The 16,088-nt window shown below is 72.3% G+C and carries 14 protein-coding genes and 1 pseudogene; 10 read left to right on the top strand and 5 right to left on the bottom strand.

What is annotated here, in order from left to right; translation table 11 throughout:
• Nucleotides 1-53: 53 nt before the first annotated feature.
• Entirely contained in the window at nt 54-653 is a 600-nt protein-coding gene (locus IF11_RS0106905) for a TetR/AcrR family transcriptional regulator (protein ID WP_030350549.1), read from the bottom strand.
• 230 nt (nt 654-883) lie between these two features.
• On the opposite strand from IF11_RS0106905, the gene IF11_RS0106900 reads away from it, so the two are divergent.
• The 3 genes from IF11_RS0106900 to IF11_RS0106890 all read left to right on the top strand — a co-directional run bounded on the left by IF11_RS0106900 (nt 884) and on the right by IF11_RS0106890 (nt 5,038).
• A complete protein-coding gene (locus IF11_RS0106900) occupies nt 884-2,377 on the top strand; it encodes an MFS transporter (protein ID WP_037727134.1) in 1,494 nt (497 codons plus the stop codon).
• Between the two features lie 118 nt (nt 2,378-2,495).
• Entirely contained in the window at nt 2,496-3,287 is a 792-nt protein-coding gene (locus IF11_RS0106895) for an acyltransferase family protein (RefSeq protein WP_078490506.1), read from the top strand.
• A complete protein-coding gene (locus IF11_RS0106890; protein WP_063759133.1) occupies nt 3,191-5,038 on the top strand; it encodes a type I polyketide synthase in 1,848 nt (615 codons plus the stop codon). Before IF11_RS0106895 ends, IF11_RS0106890 begins: the two co-directional genes overlap by 97 nt.
• A gap of 22 nt (nt 5,039-5,060) precedes the next feature.
• Here the strand turns inward: IF11_RS0106890 and IF11_RS0106885 are convergent, their stop codons facing one another.
• Nucleotides 5,061-5,693 (bottom strand): TetR/AcrR family transcriptional regulator, encoded by a 633-nt coding sequence (locus IF11_RS0106885; RefSeq protein WP_051745586.1) that lies wholly within the window; start codon nt 5,691-5,693, stop codon nt 5,061-5,063.
• An 86-nt stretch (nt 5,694-5,779) separates the two neighbouring features.
• Between IF11_RS0106885 and IF11_RS0106880 the strand changes: the two genes are divergently transcribed.
• On the top strand, nt 5,780-6,337 hold the full coding sequence (locus IF11_RS0106880; RefSeq protein ID WP_030350544.1) for a GNAT family N-acetyltransferase: 558 nt from the start codon (nt 5,780-5,782) through the stop codon (nt 6,335-6,337).
• A 16-nt stretch (nt 6,338-6,353) separates the two neighbouring features.
• Here the strand turns inward: IF11_RS0106880 and IF11_RS0106875 are convergent, their stop codons facing one another.
• Nucleotides 6,354-6,764, bottom strand: coding sequence for a cytidine deaminase family protein (locus tag IF11_RS0106875; RefSeq protein WP_206300753.1), 411 nt, complete (start codon nt 6,762-6,764; stop codon nt 6,354-6,356).
• 366 nt (nt 6,765-7,130) lie between these two features.
• Between IF11_RS0106875 and IF11_RS0106870 the strand changes: the two genes are divergently transcribed.
• Both IF11_RS0106870 and IF11_RS0106865 read left to right on the top strand, forming a co-directional pair.
• On the top strand, nt 7,131-8,948 hold the full coding sequence (locus IF11_RS0106870) for a gamma-glutamyltransferase family protein (RefSeq protein WP_030350542.1): 1,818 nt from the start codon (nt 7,131-7,133) through the stop codon (nt 8,946-8,948).
• Between the two features lie 148 nt (nt 8,949-9,096).
• The gene (locus IF11_RS0106865; RefSeq protein ID WP_030350541.1) at nt 9,097-9,957 is read left to right on the top strand and encodes an inositol monophosphatase family protein; all 861 of its coding nucleotides are present in this window, start codon (nt 9,097-9,099) and stop codon (nt 9,955-9,957) included.
• A gap of 142 nt (nt 9,958-10,099) precedes the next feature.
• On the opposite strand, the gene IF11_RS38560 is transcribed toward IF11_RS0106865, so the two are convergent.
• The gene (locus IF11_RS38560) at nt 10,100-11,014 is read right to left on the bottom strand and encodes a nucleotidyltransferase domain-containing protein (RefSeq protein ID WP_420894636.1); all 915 of its coding nucleotides are present in this window, start codon (nt 11,012-11,014) and stop codon (nt 10,100-10,102) included.
• Nucleotides 11,015-11,121: 107 nt separating this feature from the next.
• On the opposite strand from IF11_RS38560, the gene IF11_RS0106855 reads away from it, so the two are divergent.
• The 4 genes and pseudogenes from IF11_RS0106855 (at nt 11,122) to IF11_RS0106840 (ending at nt 15,309) form a co-directional block, all read left to right on the top strand.
• On the top strand, nt 11,122-12,540 hold the full coding sequence (locus tag IF11_RS0106855; RefSeq protein ID WP_051745585.1) for a phytoene desaturase family protein: 1,419 nt from the start codon (nt 11,122-11,124) through the stop codon (nt 12,538-12,540).
• Nucleotides 12,541-12,561: 21 nt separating this feature from the next.
• Nucleotides 12,562-13,130: pseudogene (locus IF11_RS0106850) on the top strand (O-acetyl-ADP-ribose deacetylase).
• Nucleotides 13,131-13,195: 65 nt separating this feature from the next.
• A complete protein-coding gene (locus IF11_RS0106845; protein WP_030350537.1) occupies nt 13,196-14,773 on the top strand; it encodes an AlkA N-terminal domain-containing protein in 1,578 nt (525 codons plus the stop codon).
• 11 nt (nt 14,774-14,784) lie between these two features.
• Entirely contained in the window at nt 14,785-15,309 is a 525-nt protein-coding gene (locus IF11_RS0106840) for a methylated-DNA--[protein]-cysteine S-methyltransferase (protein ID WP_030350536.1), read from the top strand.
• A 42-nt stretch (nt 15,310-15,351) separates the two neighbouring features.
• Here the strand turns inward: IF11_RS0106840 and IF11_RS0106835 are convergent, their stop codons facing one another.
• Nucleotides 15,352-16,074, bottom strand: coding sequence for an SIR2 family NAD-dependent protein deacylase (locus tag IF11_RS0106835; RefSeq protein ID WP_030350535.1), 723 nt, complete (start codon nt 16,072-16,074; stop codon nt 15,352-15,354).
• Nucleotides 16,075-16,088: the final 14 nt, after the last annotated feature.

The following is a 16,088-nucleotide window of genomic DNA, read 5'->3' as shown; positions in this document are numbered from 1 at the left end:
CCCCCGTCGGGCAGGGGCCCTGTGCTGTCCGGAGCGTCCGGGCCCTTGGGCGCTCAGTGTGTGCGCAGCCCCTCCATGGTCAAGGTGAGCAGCCGTGCGGCCAGCGGCCCGCTCTCGGACCTGGATGTGGTGGTCTCCTCCGCCGCCCAGGCCACGGAGTTGGCCAGCGTGTAGAGGTCGGCCGCCGTGACGTCCGGCCGGATCTGTCCCGCCTGCTGTGCCCGGTGGAGGAGTTCGGCTCCCGCGGTGAGCACCGCGCCGCAGGACGGGGACAGCGGCGAGTCCGCGTCACGTACACCGAGGAGCAGCGCGGCCGCCAGTCCCCGGTACCTCGTCGCGTGCAGCGCCACCGACCGGAGCCAGCCCAGCAGCGCGTCGGCGGGAGCGGGGTTGTCCAGCAGCAGGACCGCCTCGCTGTGCAGCGCTTCGAGGCGGTCGTGCAGGACGGCCTGGAGCAGCGCCTGCCGGGTGGGGAAGTGGCGGTAGAGGGTGCCGATACCGACACCGGCCCGGCGCGCGATCTCTTCCAGCGGGGCATCGGTGCCGTATTCGGCGAAGGCGTCCCTGGCGGTGGTCAGCAGTCGTTCGCCGTTTCGGCGGGCGTCGGCCCGCTGGGGGCGGGACGGGGTGTCCGGTGCGGGGGAAGGGGTCATCGGAACTCTCCTGAGCCGGTTGCGAATCGGAGGCTGCCTCCGTATGCTACCTAACCGGAGGGTCCCTCAGATTATTGCGCAGCGTCCAGTCCCTCCGCCCGCATCGCGCTCCACAGGTTCCGCCCTGCGGCGCAGCGCCGCCGCGCTGCCGATGACGTCAGTGCCGGGCACGCCCCCCCGCGCCGCACTTCCCGCTTCTCCGTTACGTGTCGTTCGTTGGAGGTAAATCGATGTCGACCACCCCGACATCCAAGGTGTCACCGGCCGCCGGTGGCTCACCCGATGTCAAGCAGCGCACCGGCCTTGTGCTCGCCGTCATCGTCATCTCGCAGCTGATGATCATCCTCGACACCACCGTGGTGACCATCGCCCTGCCCGACATCCAGGAGAGCCTGGACCTCTCCGCCACCAGCGGCTCCTGGCTGATCAACGCCTACACCCTCGCCTTCGGCGGACTCCTGCTCCTCGGCGGCCGGGCCGGCGACATCCTGGGCAGAAGGCAGGTCTTCATCGCGGGCATCGCCATCTTCACCGCCGCCTCACTGCTCGGCGGCTTCGCCCAGAACGCGGGCTGGCTGCTGGCCTGCCGCGCACTGCAGGGCCTCGGCTCCGCCCTGGCCTCGCCCACCGCGCTCGCGCTGATCGCCACCAACTTCGAGGAGGGCGCCCCGCGCAACCGTGCCTTCGGCCTCTACGCCGCGGTCTCCGGCGCCGGCACGGCCATCGGCCTGATCCTGGGCGGTCTGCTCACCGAACTCGTGTCCTGGCGCTGGGTGCTGTTCATCAACGTCCCCATCGGTGTGCTGGTGCTGCTCGGCGCCCTGTCCATCCGCAACTCCGAGCGCATCGCCGGCCGCTTCGACCTCAGTGGAGCGTTCGCCTCGACCGCGGGTGTCACCGGCCTGGTCTACGGGTTCATCCGCATCTCCGAGGAGGGCTGGAGCGACGGAGTGGCCCTCGGCGCCATCGCGCTGGGTGTGGTGCTCCTGGCGGTCTTCGTCGCCATCGAGCGGAAGGCCCGTCAGCCGATCACGCCACTGCGGCTGTTCGCCAACCGCAATCGTGCCAGCTCGTACCTGATCATGCTGCTGCTGGTGGCCAGCATGCTCGGCATGTGGTTCTTCCTGACCCAGTTCCTCCAGGAGGTCCTCGGCTTCAGCCCGATCAAGGCCGGCATCGCCTTCCTCCCGCTGACCGTCGCGATCCTGGGCTTCACCCAGGCCTCCACCAAGCTGATCGCCCGCTACACCCCCAAGGCGCTGATCGCCACCGGCGCCGCCATCATGCTCGTCGGCATGACCTGGTTCACCCAGATCTCCGCCGACAGCAGCTACCTCTCCGGCGTACTCGGCCCGATGCTGCTGCTCGGCGTCGGACTCGGCCTGCTCTTCGTCCCCGCGACCGCCACGGCCATGTCCGCCGTCGCCCCCGAGGACAACGGCGCGGCCTCCGGCCTGGTCAACGTCATGCAGCAGATCGGCGGTTCGCTGGGTCTGGCGATCCTCGTCACCGTCTTCGGCACCGCCACCCGCAACTCCGCCGAGCACGTCCCGGCGGGCTCCACCGCGGAGGAGGCGAAGAAGTTCGTGCTCTCCGACGCGATCTCCACGGCCTTCACCGCCGGCGTCATCTTCAGCGCCGCCGTGCTCCTCGTGGCCCTGCTCGCCATCAGCACCAAGAAGCAGCAGGCCGCTCCCGACGAGGTGGCCGGCGCCGCCGCCTGATCCACCCGCGACCCCCGTGCGCAAGCCCGGCTTTGGCGTGAGCGAAGGCCGGGCTCAGCCCGCCCCTCCACTGTGGTGCCGACAGCAGATCGGCAGCGGCAGGGAGGGGCGGAGCAGCATGTCTGTGCAGCAATCCACCGAGCGGGACGGCGAGAGGCCGGCCGGACCCGCCCCTGGCAGCCGGCTGCCCTCCCTGACCGGACTGCGCTTCGTCGCCGCTGCTCTGGTCTTCCTCCACCACGCCATTTACACCAATGTCTTCGCCGACCCCGACGTGGTGCGCGTATTCCACGATCTGTTCATCAACACCGGACAGATGGGCGTGGCCTTCTTCTTCGTCCTCAGCGGATTCGTGCTGACCATCGCCGCGCGGCCGGGCGACACCACCCGCCGCTTCCTGCGCCGCCGACTGGTAAAGATCTACCCCAACCACGTCGTCACGTTCCTGCTCGCCGCCGTCCTCATCATCCCGGCGCTGCACTGGACCGAAGTGGTTCCCAATCTGCTGCTCGTGCAGACCTGGTGGCCGCGGTACGAGAACCTCTTCAGCGGCAACCCGCTCAGCTGGTCTCTCCCGTGCGAGGTCTTCTTCTACCTCGCCTTCCCGCTGCTGCTGCGCGGAATCCGGCGGATCCGCCCCGAACGGCTGTGGTGGTGGGCCATCGGCACCATGACCGCCGTCGTCGCCGTCACCCTGACACGCTGTTCGGTGTGGAGTGGGTGCCGGTGGTGCCTGGCGGCGGAGACGGGGCCGAGTCGAGTTCCGCACATGTCGTCGTCGCCACGCCCGGCCCCGTCGCGGACGAGGACGCGGTGGCCGCAGCCCATCAGGCAGCGCGGCACGCGCTGGAACTCGTACAGCGGTGGCTCGGCACGGAGCCGGCGCCCGCCGAGCGGCTGCTTCTCGTAACACGCGGTGCGATGGCCGTGCGACCGGACGACGGGGTGGCCGACCTGGCCGGTGCAACGGTCTGGGGCCTGCTGCGCAGCACGCAGTCCGAACACCCTGGGCGGTTCATCCTGCTGGACATTGAGCAAACCGGTGAGACCGGTCAGGCCGATCGTGTCGGCGGCATCAGCCACATCAGCGACGTCGGCCACGTCGTTCAGGAAGTCGGCCCGGCGCGGGAAGAGGCTGAGTCGCAAGGCGCCGTGACCGCCGAGGTGATTCAAGCGGTTCTCGCCACCGGGGAGCCTCAACTTGCCCTCCGGGACGGTGCGTTGCTGAGCCCTCGTCTCGTACGGGCCACGGAGGAGGCGCCCGCGGCCACCCCGCGGCTGGACCCTGATGCCACGGTCCTCGTCACCGGCGGTACGGGTGCGCTGGGCAGGCAGGTGGCCCGGCATCTCGTCACCGAGCACGGGGTACGTCATCTGCTGCTCACCAGCCGCCGGGGTCTCGACGCCTCCGGCGCCGGTGCCTTCCGCGACGAACTGGTCGCGTTGGGGGCGGCGGTGACCGTGGCCACCTGCGATGCGGCCGACAGGGAAGCCCTGGCGGAGGTGCTGGCCGGAGTCCCGGACGAGCATCCGCTCGGTGCTGTGATCCACGTCGCGGGTGTGACGGACGACGGTGTGGTGGAGTCGCTGACCCCGGACCGGTTGGCCACCGTGCTGCGGCCGAAGGTCGACGCGGCCTGGAATCTCCATCTGGCCACGCGGGAGCACGAGTTGGCGGCCTTTGTCCTCTACTCGTCCTACGCCGCGACCATCGGTAACGCCGGACAGGCCAATTACTCGGCCGGCAACGCGTACCTGGACGCGCTCGCCGCCCACCGTCGGGCCCAGGGACTCAGCGCCGTCTCGCTGGCCTGGGGCCTGTGGGCCGATGAGGCGGAGCGGCCGGCCGGGACGGAGCCGGAGGCGGTCAGCGGCGTCACCGCGACCCTCGGCGCCGCGGACCGGGCCCGGCTCGTACGCAGCGGCATCGGGGCGCTTTCGCCCGCCGAGGGCCTGGAGCTCTTCGACACCGCGCTCGCCTCGGACCGGCCGTTGCTGGTGCCCGTACGGCTCGATCCGGCCGCGCTGCGGGCACGGGCGGAGGCGGGTGAACTCCACCATCTGTACAGGTCGTTGGTGAAGCAACCGCTGAGGCGAGCGGCCGTGCGTGCCGAGGTCGACGGGGCCGAGGCGCTGCGCAAGAAGCTCGCCGCCGTCGGAGAGGAACCGGAGCGCACCCGGCTCCTGCTGGAACTCGTGCGGGCCGAAGCCGCCGCCATCCTGGGCCACTCCTCGCCGAACGCGGTGGAGTCCGGCCGCGGGCTGCTCGACATGGGCTTCGACTCGCTGACCGCGGTCGAACTCCGCAACCGGCTGGGGGCGGCCACCGGACTCCGGCTGCCCACGACCTTGGTCTTCGACCACCCGACCCCGTCGGCGATCGCCGAACTGCTCCGCTCGGAGTTGCCCGGTGCCGGCGGAGCGCCATCGCGCGGATCCGGTGACCTCTCCGCGCTCGACACCCTGGAGGCAGAGATTTCGGCGATCTCGGCGGACGAAGCGCTGCGGACCCACCTCCGGCTCCGGCTGGAGGCCGCGCTGGAGAGAGTGATCGGACTGGAGAGCGAGGGAGGACATGGCGAGGAGAAGGATCTGACGGGGCGGCTGGACGGCGCGACGGACGATGAGATCTTCGACTTCATCGACAGCGAGCTGGGCTGAGCCGACGGCACCGTTCCGTCCCTCACGCGTCGGGGGCCCGAGTCGGCCGTTCGGCCGTGAGGGACCGGAGGAAGCCGTCGACCATGGACGTCTGTACGGCCGGGGGGAACCGTTCGGGGTCGAAGAGGGCCTGGACGACGAGGCCGTGCGCGAACGCGACGACGGTGGCGGCGAGTTGGTCCGTATCCGCGCGGTCCGTATCCGCGCTCCCGGGCAGTTCACCCAGGCGGCGGGCGGCCTCCAGGTGCGGGCGGATCGCGGAGCGCATGCGGGCGTAGCGGTCGGCCTGGTCCGCGCCCAGGTCCCCGTCGGCGAGCGCGAGGTCCCAGGAGCTGACCCAGACACGGTTGCGGGCGGTGTCGTCGGGGGCCAGCGGGAGGATGTCCAGCAGCGTCGCCCGCAGGGCCGCCAGGCCCTCGGCGGGGCGGTCGCGCCGGGGACGGTCCGCGGTGCGCTTCTCCAGGACGTCCAGGGCGTGGACGACCAGCGCGTGCTTGGTCGGGAAGTAGTGCATGAGCATCCCGGTCGAGACGCCCATCGTGGCGGCGACGGCGCGCAGCGTCAGTCCGCCGAACCCCTTGTCGGCGAGTGTCCGCCACACCGCCTCCGATACGTCCTCGCGGCGGGCGTCACGGTCTCCTCGTGCTGGCGGCATGCCTGCTACCTTACATACCGAACGCTCGTTACGTACCTCTCGTATCTGAGTACGCACCTATTTGTCCACGTCGGAAAGAGATCACCGTGTTCGCGCTCGCCCTGGGTGACGACGCCCAGCTCCGCCCCCTCGAACCCTGGCAGGCCCCGGAGTTCCTCGCCCATATCGACCGCGCCAGACCCACCGTGGACCCGTGGATACCCTGGGCGACGCTCAGCACCGACCTGGCCTCGGCCACGGCCGTCCTCCAGCGCTACGCCGACAACCAGGCCAAGGACACGGCGCGGATCTATGGCATCTGGCTCGACGGCACACTCGTCGGCGGCGTCATGTTCACCACGTTCGACGCCGCCTCCGGCGTGTGCGAGATCGGCTGCTGGCTGGAGGCCGCCGCCGAGGGGCGCGGCCTGGTCACCAAGGCATCGCGCGTATGCGTCGACTGGGCGTTTCAGGAGCGCGGGATGAGCCGCGTCGAATGGTGGGCGGCGGCGGGCAACACCCGCAGCGTCGCGACCGCGCGCCGGCTCGGGATGACCCGCGACGGTGTGCTGCGGCAGCGCTATCCGTACCGCGGTGTCCGGCACGACAAGGAGATCTGGTCGGTCCTCGCGGACGAGTGGCCCGCGTCCGCGGACCGGCCGTGAGCGAGCCCGCCGCGGGTCAGTCGAGCGGGCTCGGCCACTCGTTGGCGGGCAGCAACTCCCGGAGCCCCGCGGAGACATGACGGCCGAGGACCACCTCGGTGTCGAGATTCGCCGGATCGATCTGGCGGATGAACTCCCGGCAGCGTCCGCACGGCGGCAGCACGTGCAGGGCCCCCTCCTCGTTGCGCCAGACGGCCACGATCTTGACGATCCGGTACTCCCGGGCCGTGACCATGGCGCCGATGGCCGCGTGCTCCGCGCAGAACCCCGTGCCCGAGCCGGTGTCGATACACACGCCCGAGTAAAGGTTGCCCGCGTCGGTGACCAGCGTGGACGCCACATCACCGAAGAGCCGGTTACCGACCGTGTGCGGGTGCAGTACGGTCTGGGCGGCCTCGATGAGTTCATCGTTGGATGATGTGATCACACGGCAGAAGCTATCGGCCCGCCCGCGCTCCCGGCCACCGAATTGCCGCGCGGCCGGGGCAGTCGGACCGCCCGCCGGTCGATGCGCCGCTGGGAGACCGGGCGAACGACGGGTCGGCGTCAACCGCCAGGTGACGCGGCAATGTTCACGACTCGACCGACCCTCCAGTACACCTCCGGCATGGAGGCCCCGAGACCGGACCGGGGTGACCCGCCCCATCGCGTCGCGTCCGGTCGATAGCCTGTTTCCCGATCAGGTCAACCAGAGCAGGGCCGGAACTTCCGGACTCGGAACGGACAGACTCTCCCGGAGTGGATCCGGAGTGCTGGCGGGGCCGGCTGACGCGCGCGAACACCGAGGTGAGACATGCGGTTTACCACCCGACCGACCCTCCAGGGCACCTTCGGCATGGTCTCCTCCACCCACTGGCTCGCCTCGCAGTCCGCGATGGCCGTTCTGGAGGACGGTGGCAACGCCTACGACGCCGCCGTCGCCGCCGGCTTCGTGCTGCATGTCGTCGAACCCCATCTCAACGGGCCCGCCGGTGAGGTGCCGATCATCCTCGCGCCCGCCGGCGGTGAGGTACGGGTCCTCTGCGGCCAGGGACCCGCGCCCGCGGGTGCGACCATCGGCCACTATTGTTCGCTCGGCCTCGAACTCGTCCCCGGCACCGGGCCGTTGGCCGCCGCCGTGCCGGGTGCCTTCGACGCCTGGATGGTGCTGCTGCGTGACCACGGCACCAAGTCCCTTTCGCGGGTGCTGCGTTATGCCATCGGTTACGCGGAGGACGGCCACGCCCCCGTCGAACGGGTCGGCGAGACCGTCGAGACCGTCCGTGAACTCTTCGAGGCGGAGTGGACCTCGTCCGCCGATGTCTACCTCCCCGGCGGCAAGGCACCCGCGCCCGGTGAGCTGTTCCGCAACCCCGCGCTCGCCGCGACCTGGCGCCGGCTGATCGCGGAGGCCGAGGAGGCCGGCGGTGCGGACCGGGTGGCTCAGATCGAGGCCGCCAGAGAGGTCTGGCGTACGGGGTTCATCGCCGAGGCACTGGTGGCGCACTCCGCCCGTCCCACCATGGACACCAGCGGCGCCCGCCACACCGGCACCCTCACCGCCGCCGATCTGGCGGGCTGGTCCGCGACGTACGAGGCGCCCGTCACCTACGACTGGAACGGCTGGACCCTGTGCAAGGCGGGCGGCTGGAGCCAGGGCCCCGCCCTCCTCCAGCAGCTCGCCCTGCTGCCCTCCCGCGCGGCCGAACTGCCCCGGTACGGCTCGGCGGAGTATGTCCATCTCCTCATCGAGGGCTGCAAGCTCTCCATGGCGGACCGGGAGGCCTGGTACGGCGACGCCGAGCCCGAGGGCACCCCGCTCGCCGCGCTGCTGTCGGAGCCGTACAACACCGCGCGCCGCGCCCTCATCGGTGAGCGCGCCTCGTACGAGCTGCGCCCCGGCAGCCCCGGGGGACGCGCACCCGCGCTCAGCGGCCATGCCACCGCCGTCGCCGCGGGCGAGCCCGGCTTCGACCCGCTCGGGATCCCCGGCGCGGGGGAACCGACCGTGGCCAGGGACGGCGCCACCCGGGGTGACACCTGCCACCTCGACATCGTCGACCGCTGGGGCAATATGATCGCCGCCACCCCCAGCGGCGGCTGGCTCCAGTCCAACCCTGTCGTGCCCGAGCTGGGCTTCCCGCTCGGTACCCGGCTCCAGATGGCCTGGCTGGACCCCGGTCTGCCGAACTCCCTGACGCCGGGCCGCAGGCCCCGTACCACCCTCACCCCGTCCCTCGCGCTGCGCGACGGCGTACCGGTGCTGGCCTTCGGCACACCGGGCGGCGACCAGCAGGACCAGTGGCAGCTGCACTTCTTCCTGGCACTCGCCCTGCGCCCGCCCGTACGCGGCGGACTCGATCTCCAGGGCGCCATCGACGCGCCCAACTGGCACAACGACAGCTTCCCCGGCTCCTTCTACCCGCGTGGCATGCGCCCCGGCAGCGTGACCGTGGAGTCCCGGATGGACCCGGAGGTCATCGGGGAACTGCGCCGCCGGGGCCACGAGGTGACCGTCGGCGATGCCTGGTCGGAGGGGCGGCTCTGCGCGGTCGCCAGGGACCCGGAGACCGGCATCCTCTCGGCCGCGGCCAACCCCCGTGGCATGCAGGGGTACGCCGTGGGCCGCTGAGCGTCGCCCCTACGACGCTACGACCGTCGCGACTGTCGCCCCCATGACCGTCGCCCCCCCCGATGACCGTCGTCGTCCCTCGGCCGTCCGCCGTCCCGTCATATGACCTGGCAGGCGGCCGCTCCCCCGGGCGTGGTTGGCTGGGGGCATGATCGATGACTCTGTGTACGGAACGGTTCCCCTCCCGGGGGCGGCCCGCGGACCCCGCGTGTCCGCCGTCGAGGAGGCGCTGCGCGCAGCCGCCGCCGCGGAGATCATGCCGCGCTTCCGGCAGCTCGCCGCGCACGAGATCGTCGAGAAGCACGGCCCGCACGATCTGGTGACGGTCGCGGACCGGGGCGCGGAGGAGCATCTCACCGCCTCCCTCACCGCGTTGCTCCCGGGCTCTGTCGTGGTCGGTGAGGAGGCGGTGCACGCGGACCCGTCGGTGTACGACGCGCTGCGCGGTGACGCGCCCGTGTGGATCGTCGACCCGGTCGACGGCACCCGCCCGTTCGTCCGCGGCGAGCGGGGCTTCTGCACGCTCGTCGCCCTCGCGCAGGGCGGCGACGTGCTGGCGTCCTGGACGTACGCGGCGGCGCTGGACAAGATGGCGATCGCCGTACGCGGCCGGGGCGCCACCCTCGACGGCGTCCCCCTGCACTCCGGAGCGCCCGCGCCCGGCGCGGTGCTCCATGTCGCGATGTCCCACCCCGACTACACCACGGACGAACAGAAGCACGCCCTCCTGGGGCTGCGCACCGAGGGCATCGAGGCCCGCCCGTGCGGCTCGGCGGGACTCGAATACCTGGGCGTGGCGCGGGGCGCGCTCGACGCGGTGGCCTTCAACTGGGAGCTGGCCTGGGACCACGCGGCGGGCCTCCTGCTGGTCGAGGAGGCGGGCGGCGCGCAGATGACGCTCACGGGCGAGCGGTTCCGTATCACCGGCGACAACGCGCTGCCCTTCACGGCGGCCAGGGACACGGCGACGGCCCAGCGGGTACGCGAGAAGCTGCTCGCCGGAGGCTGACCACGCGGCGGGCACGAGTACCGGTACCAGTGCGGGGTGCGGGTAACGCGGTGCGGATAACGGGGTACGGGTACGCCGTTACGCTCGTACGCCGTCGCACCCGTACGCCGTCACGCTCGTACGCCGTCGCACCCGTACGCCGTCAGGCGCCGCCGTCCAGCACCGCGCGTACGTCCCGCACCAGCGCGCCCGCCGCCTCCACCGCCGCGGCGTCCAGCCCCTGGAGCGCCGCCGCGACCCGGTGCGCGAAGTCCGGCGGGGTGTGCGGCAGCGCGGCGGCCGTCGCGAGCGCGCCCTTCTCGTTGAGGCACCAGACCCGGTGGTGGGCGAGGAGGGCCTGTACGAGGATCCCGAAGGCCCGGGACAGACAGAGCGACACATACAGCACGTCGCCCGTGGGCCCGCTTTCGCCCCCGGTCCCAGGCCCGCCCCCGGTCCCAGGCCCGCCCCCGGTCCCAGGCCCGCCCCCGTTCCCAGCCCCGCCACCGCTGCCGGCCCCGCCACCGCTGCCGGCCCCGTTTCCGGCCGGGCCCGCCGCCTTGCGGGCCGCCGCCACCGAGAAGTCCGCCTCCCAGACCGCCTCGGCGAGCGCGGTCCGCAGCGGCTCCGGATAGCTGCGCGCCGCCGCCCGGAGCGCCGTCAACTCGCCGTCCGTATCCGCCAGTACGCGGCAGAGCGCGACCTCCCCGGCGTACGCGGGCGACCAGAAGCCGAGCGGATGGCCCGGCTGCGTGCCGATCTCGAACCGGCCCTGCTCGCACTCCGCCCAGACCCGTTCCACCCGGTCCAGATCCCGCAGGATCCAGTCCACCGCGACCCCGTCGACGGAGAGCCAGGCGCCACCGTTCACCCACGGACCCCAGCCGCCGGGGCCCGCGACCTCCACCGGGGAGCCGGTCACCTCGGCGGCCAGCGCGGCGAGCGCGGCGACGTCCGGCTCGCCGCGGTAGTAGACGCCCAGGTCCCAGTCGGAGTCCGCGCGGTGTGTGCCCCGGGCGCGGCTGCCGCCGAGGGCCACGGCGCGTACGCCGCGTACGGACATCAGGCGGAGGGCCATAGCTTCGATCGTCGCGTTCATCGTCGCGGACAGTACCGGGGTTCGGGCTGTCAGTGCCCGGGAATATCCTGGGGCTCCTTGCCATCGGCTGACAAAGGAGTCCGAAGGTGACCTCGATGCTCGATGCCGTCGTCGTGGGGGCGGGACCCAATGGGCTGACCGCCGCGGTCGAGCTGGCCAGGCGTGGATTCTCCGTGGCCGTGTTCGAGGCAAAGGACACGGTCGGGGGCGGTGCCAGGACGGAAGAGCTGACGCTCCCCGGATTCCGCCACGACCCCTGTTCCGCCGTCCATCCGCTGGGGGCGGGATCGCCCGTCTTCAAGACGATGCCGCTCGCCCGGTACGGCCTCGACTGGCTCCATCCCGAGCTGCCGATGGCGCATCCCTTCGACGACGGGACGGCGGCCGTGCTGTCCCGCTCCGTCGCCGAGACGGCCGCGTCGTTCGGGCCGCGCGACGCGGGTGCGTACCGCCGGCTCGTCGCCCCGTTCCTCGGCAAATGGGACAGCCTCGCCCAGGACTTCATGTCCCTGCCGCTGACCGCGCTGCCGCGCGACCCCGTCACCCTGGCGCGGTTCGGTCTCACCGGACTGCCGCCCTCCACGTGGCTGACCCGCCGGTTCCACGACGAGAAGGCGAAGGGCCTGTTCGCCGGACTCGTCGCCCATGTCATCGCCCCGCTGAACGGGTTCGCGACCGGCGCCGTCGGTCTGGTCTTCGCGCTCGCCGCGCACGCGGGCGGCTGGCCGATGCCGCGCGGCGGCTCCCAGTCGATCGCGGACGCGCTCACGGCGTTCCTCCGTGACCTGGGAGGTACGGTCCACACCGGATACGAGGTCAAGCGGCTGGACGATCTGCCGCCGGCCCGCGCGTATGTCTTCGACACCTCACCCACCGCGCTGGCCAGGATCGCCGGCCTCGGCAGGGCGTACGACGGCTACCGGTACGGGGCGAGTGCCTTCAAGATCGACTACGCGCTGGACGGCCCCGTGCCCTGGACGGCCGAGGAGCCCAGACGGGCCGGTACGGTCCAGCTCGGACCCACCAGCGGGGAGATCGGCACCGCGCTGCGCCAGGCCGCGGGCGGACAGGCGCCGTCGACACCGTTCCTGATCACCGCGCAGCCCAGCCTCGTCGACCCGTCCCGCGCGCCCGAGGGCAAGCATGTCTTCTGGGCGTACGGCCATGTCCCGAACGGCTGGCGGGGCGACCTCACGGACGCGGTCGAACGGCAGATGGAACGCTTCGCGCCCGGCTTCCGCGACCGCGTCCTGGCCCGCGCCACCGCGGGCCCGCCCGAGCTGGCCGCCCGTAACGTCAACTACGTGGGCGGGGACATCGCGTGCGGGGCCGCCTCCGGGCTCCAGCTGCTGCTGCGCCCGAAGATCTCCCTCTTCCCGTACGCCACCCCGCATCCCGCGGTCTTCCTCTGCTCCTCCGCGACCCCGCCGGGGCCCGGGGTGCACGGGATGTCCGGGCACAACGCGGCGAAGGCGGTGTGGCGAAAGCTGCGTGCCGTCCGATGAGCCGATGAGGAGGCCACGCCCATGACGAACCTGACTCTCGTCCTCGGAGACCTCACCGACCAGCACGCCGACGCGCTGGTCAACGCCGCGAACTCCTGGCTGCTGGGCGGCGGCGGTGTCGACGGCGCGATCCATGCCCGCGCCGGGCGGGCCCTCACGGAGGCGTGCCGTGAGCTGCGCGAATCCCAGTACGGCCGCGGGCTGGCCACCGGACAGTCCGTCGCCACCACCGCGGGCCGCCTCCAGGCCCTCTGGGTGATCCACACCGTAGGACCGCGCTGGGACAGATACGACGACCGGTCGAGCCTGCTCGCCTCCTGCTACCGCACCTCACTGGAGGTAGCGGCCGAGCTGGGGGCGCGCACGGTCGCGCTGCCCGCGATCTCCACCGGCACCCACCGGTGGCCGCTGGACGACGGCGCCCGGATCGCCGTGCGCACGGTCAGAGAGACGCTCGCCTCCTGGGCGGAGTCGCAGACGGGGGAGCGACGGGGGCCGGAGACGGGACCATCGAGGAGGTACGGTTCGTGCTCTTCAACCAGCGGACGTACACGGCGTTCGAGACGGCGATGGCGGCCCTGGACGGGTGAGCAGTGCGAAGGCTGATGTCGGATTCCTGCCAGCCGGGAGCCCCCGCGTCACGGATGCTGGAGCCATGTACACCGATACCGAGCGCTGTGTGCGGGCCGTCAGGTCCAAGGACGCGCGGTTCGACGGCTGGTTCTTCACCGCGGTCCTGACCACGCGGATCTACTGCCGGCCCAGCTGCCCCGTCGTGCCGCCCAAGGCCGAGAACATGACCTTCTACCCCAGCGCCGCCGCCTGCCAGCAGGCCGGGTTCCGCGCCTGCAAGCGGTGCCGGCCCGACACCAGCCCCGGTTCCCCGGAGTGGAACGCCCGCGCCGACACCGTCGCCCGCGCCGTACGGCTCATCCAGGACGGCGTCGTCGACCGCGAGGGCGTCCCCGGCCTCGCCGGCCGGCTCGGCTACTCGGCGCGCCAGATCGAGCGCCAGCTCCTCGCCGAACTGGGCGCGGGACCGCTCGCCCTGGCCCGCGCCCAGCGCGCGCAGACAGCCCGGCTGCTGATCGAGACGACGGGCCTCCCCATGGCGGACGTCGCCTTCGCGGCCGGCTTCTCCTCGATCCGGGCCTTCAACGACACCGTCCGCGAGGTCTTCGCGCTGTCACCGAGCGAACTTCGCGCACGCGGCGCACGCGGTACGGGCGGCGCACGCGGTACGAGCGGCGCACGCGGTACGGGCGGCGCACGCGGTACGGGCGGTACGCGCGGCACGAGCGGTGCGGATCGGGCCGGTACGAGCGGTACGGAGCCGACGACCACGCCCGGGGTGATCTCGCTGCGGCTGCCGTTCCGGGCGCCCCTCAACCCGGACAACCTCTTCGGACATCTCGCCGCGACCGCGGTGCCGGGCGTCGAGGAGTGGCGGGACGGCGCGTACCGCCGCACGCTCTCCCTGCCGTACGGACACGGCATCGTCGCCCTCACCCCGCGCCCCGACCACATCGCGTGCCGGCTCTCGCTCACCGATCCGCGCGATCTCACGCTCGCCATCAGCAGCTGCCGCCGGATGCTCGACCTGGACGCCGACCCGGTGGCCGTGGACGAACAGCTGCGCGCCGACCCGCAGTTGACCCCGCTGGTCGACAAGGCGCCGGGGCGACGCGTGCCCCGTACCGTGGACGCCACCGAGTTCGCCGTGCGCGCCGTGCTCGGCCAGCAGGTCTCCACCGCCGCGGCCCGCACCCACGCGGCCCGGCTGGTCACGGCGCACGGCGTGCCGGTCGACGACCCCGAGGGCGGGCTCACCCATCTCTTTCCGTCCCCGGAGGCACTGGCCGCGCTCGATCCCGAGGCGCTGGCCCTGCCGCGCAGCAGACGTACCACCCTCACCACGCTGGTCGCGGCCCTCGCCGACGGCTCGCTCCGGCTCGGCCCCGACAGCGACTGGGACCGGGCGCGGGAACAGCTCATCGCCCTGCCCGGGTTCGGGCCGTGGACGGTCGAGGTGATCGCCATGCGCGCGCTCGGCGACCCCGACGCGTTCCTGCCGACGGATCTCGGTATGCGCCGGGCCGCGGCGGGCCTCGGCCTGCCGTCCACCCCCGCCGCGCTCACCGCACGCGCCGCCGCTTGGCGGCCCTGGCGGGCGTATGCCGTGCAGTATCTGTGGGCCACCGAGGACCATGCCATCAACCATCTCCCCGCGTAAGGAAGTTCGCCATGACAGCAGAACATGGGCGGCACATCGTCCACACCGTGATCGACAGCCCCTACGGACCGCTGACCCTGGTCGCCACGGACGGCACGCTGAGCGGCCTCTACATGGTCGGGCAGCGGCATCGCCCGCCGGAGGAGAGTTTCGGGGAGCCTGACCCGAGACCCTTCCCCGAGGTGGTGCGCCAGCTCGGCGCGTACTTCGCCGGTGAGCTGACCGAGTTCGATCTGCCCCTGCGGCTGAACGGCACCCCGTTCCAGCGCGAGGTCTGGGGCCGGCTCCAGCGGATCCCGTACGGCGAGACGCGTTCGTACGGCGAACTGGCCGAGTTGCTCGGCAAGCCCGGCGCCTCGCGCGCGGTGGGGCTGGCCAACGGAAAGAACCCGGTCGGCATCATCGTGCCCTGCCACCGGGTGATCGGCTCGACCGGCGGCCTCACCGGCTACGGCGGCGGGCTCGACCGCAAGCAGCGCCTGCTGGTCTTCGAAGGCGCGGCGGCCGAGGCCCCGGCCACCGCCACGCTCTTCTGAACGCGTGCCCCCCGGTTGAGCGCCCCCGGCCGCCCCTGCCGGTCAACCGGGGTGGAACCTCTTGAGCAGCGCGGGCAGCGCCGTACCGATCGGCTCCCGGACGATCTCGTCGGCGCGGTCGTCGTACGGCGTCGGCTCGGCGTTGACCACGATCAGCCGGGCCCCATGGTCGGCGGCGATCCCCGCGAGCGAGGCGGCCGGCTGCACCCGAAGGGTCGTACCGACCGCGAGGAACACCTCGCACGCCTTGGCGATCGCCATCGACTGCGCCAGTACCTCGGGGTCGAGCCGCTCGCCGAACATCACCGTCGCCGACTTGAGGACCCCGCCGCACTCCGGACAGGGCGGGTCCGCCTCGCCCGCCGCCACCCGCGCGAGTGCCTCCTCCATCGACGAGCGCGCATGGCACGCCGTACATGTCACCGACCGTGCCGTGCCATGGAGTTCGAGCACCTTACGGGCGGGGAGCCCGGCCAGCTGATGCAGCCCGTCCACATTCTGGGTGATCACCCGGACCGCCGTCCCCGCCCGCGCCAGCTCGGCCACCGCCCGGTGAGCGGCATTGGGCTCGGCGCGCAGCGTGGGGCTCTCGCTCCGCATCCGCCAGGAGCGGCGGCGGATCTCCGGGTCCGTCATATACGCGTCGTACGTGACGAGCTTCTCGGCGCCGGGATCGCGCCGCCACAGACCGTTGGGCCCCCGGTAGTCGGGGATGCCGGAGTCCGTGGAGATCCCGGCGCCGCTGAGGATCGCGACGAGAGTCATGCCGCGAGGGTACG

Source organism: Streptomyces scopuliridis RB72, from assembly GCF_000718095.1.
GTDB classification, from domain to species: Bacteria; Actinomycetota; Actinomycetes; order Streptomycetales; family Streptomycetaceae; genus Streptomyces; species Streptomyces scopuliridis.
This window is presented reverse-complemented; position numbering and strand designations above follow the sequence as displayed.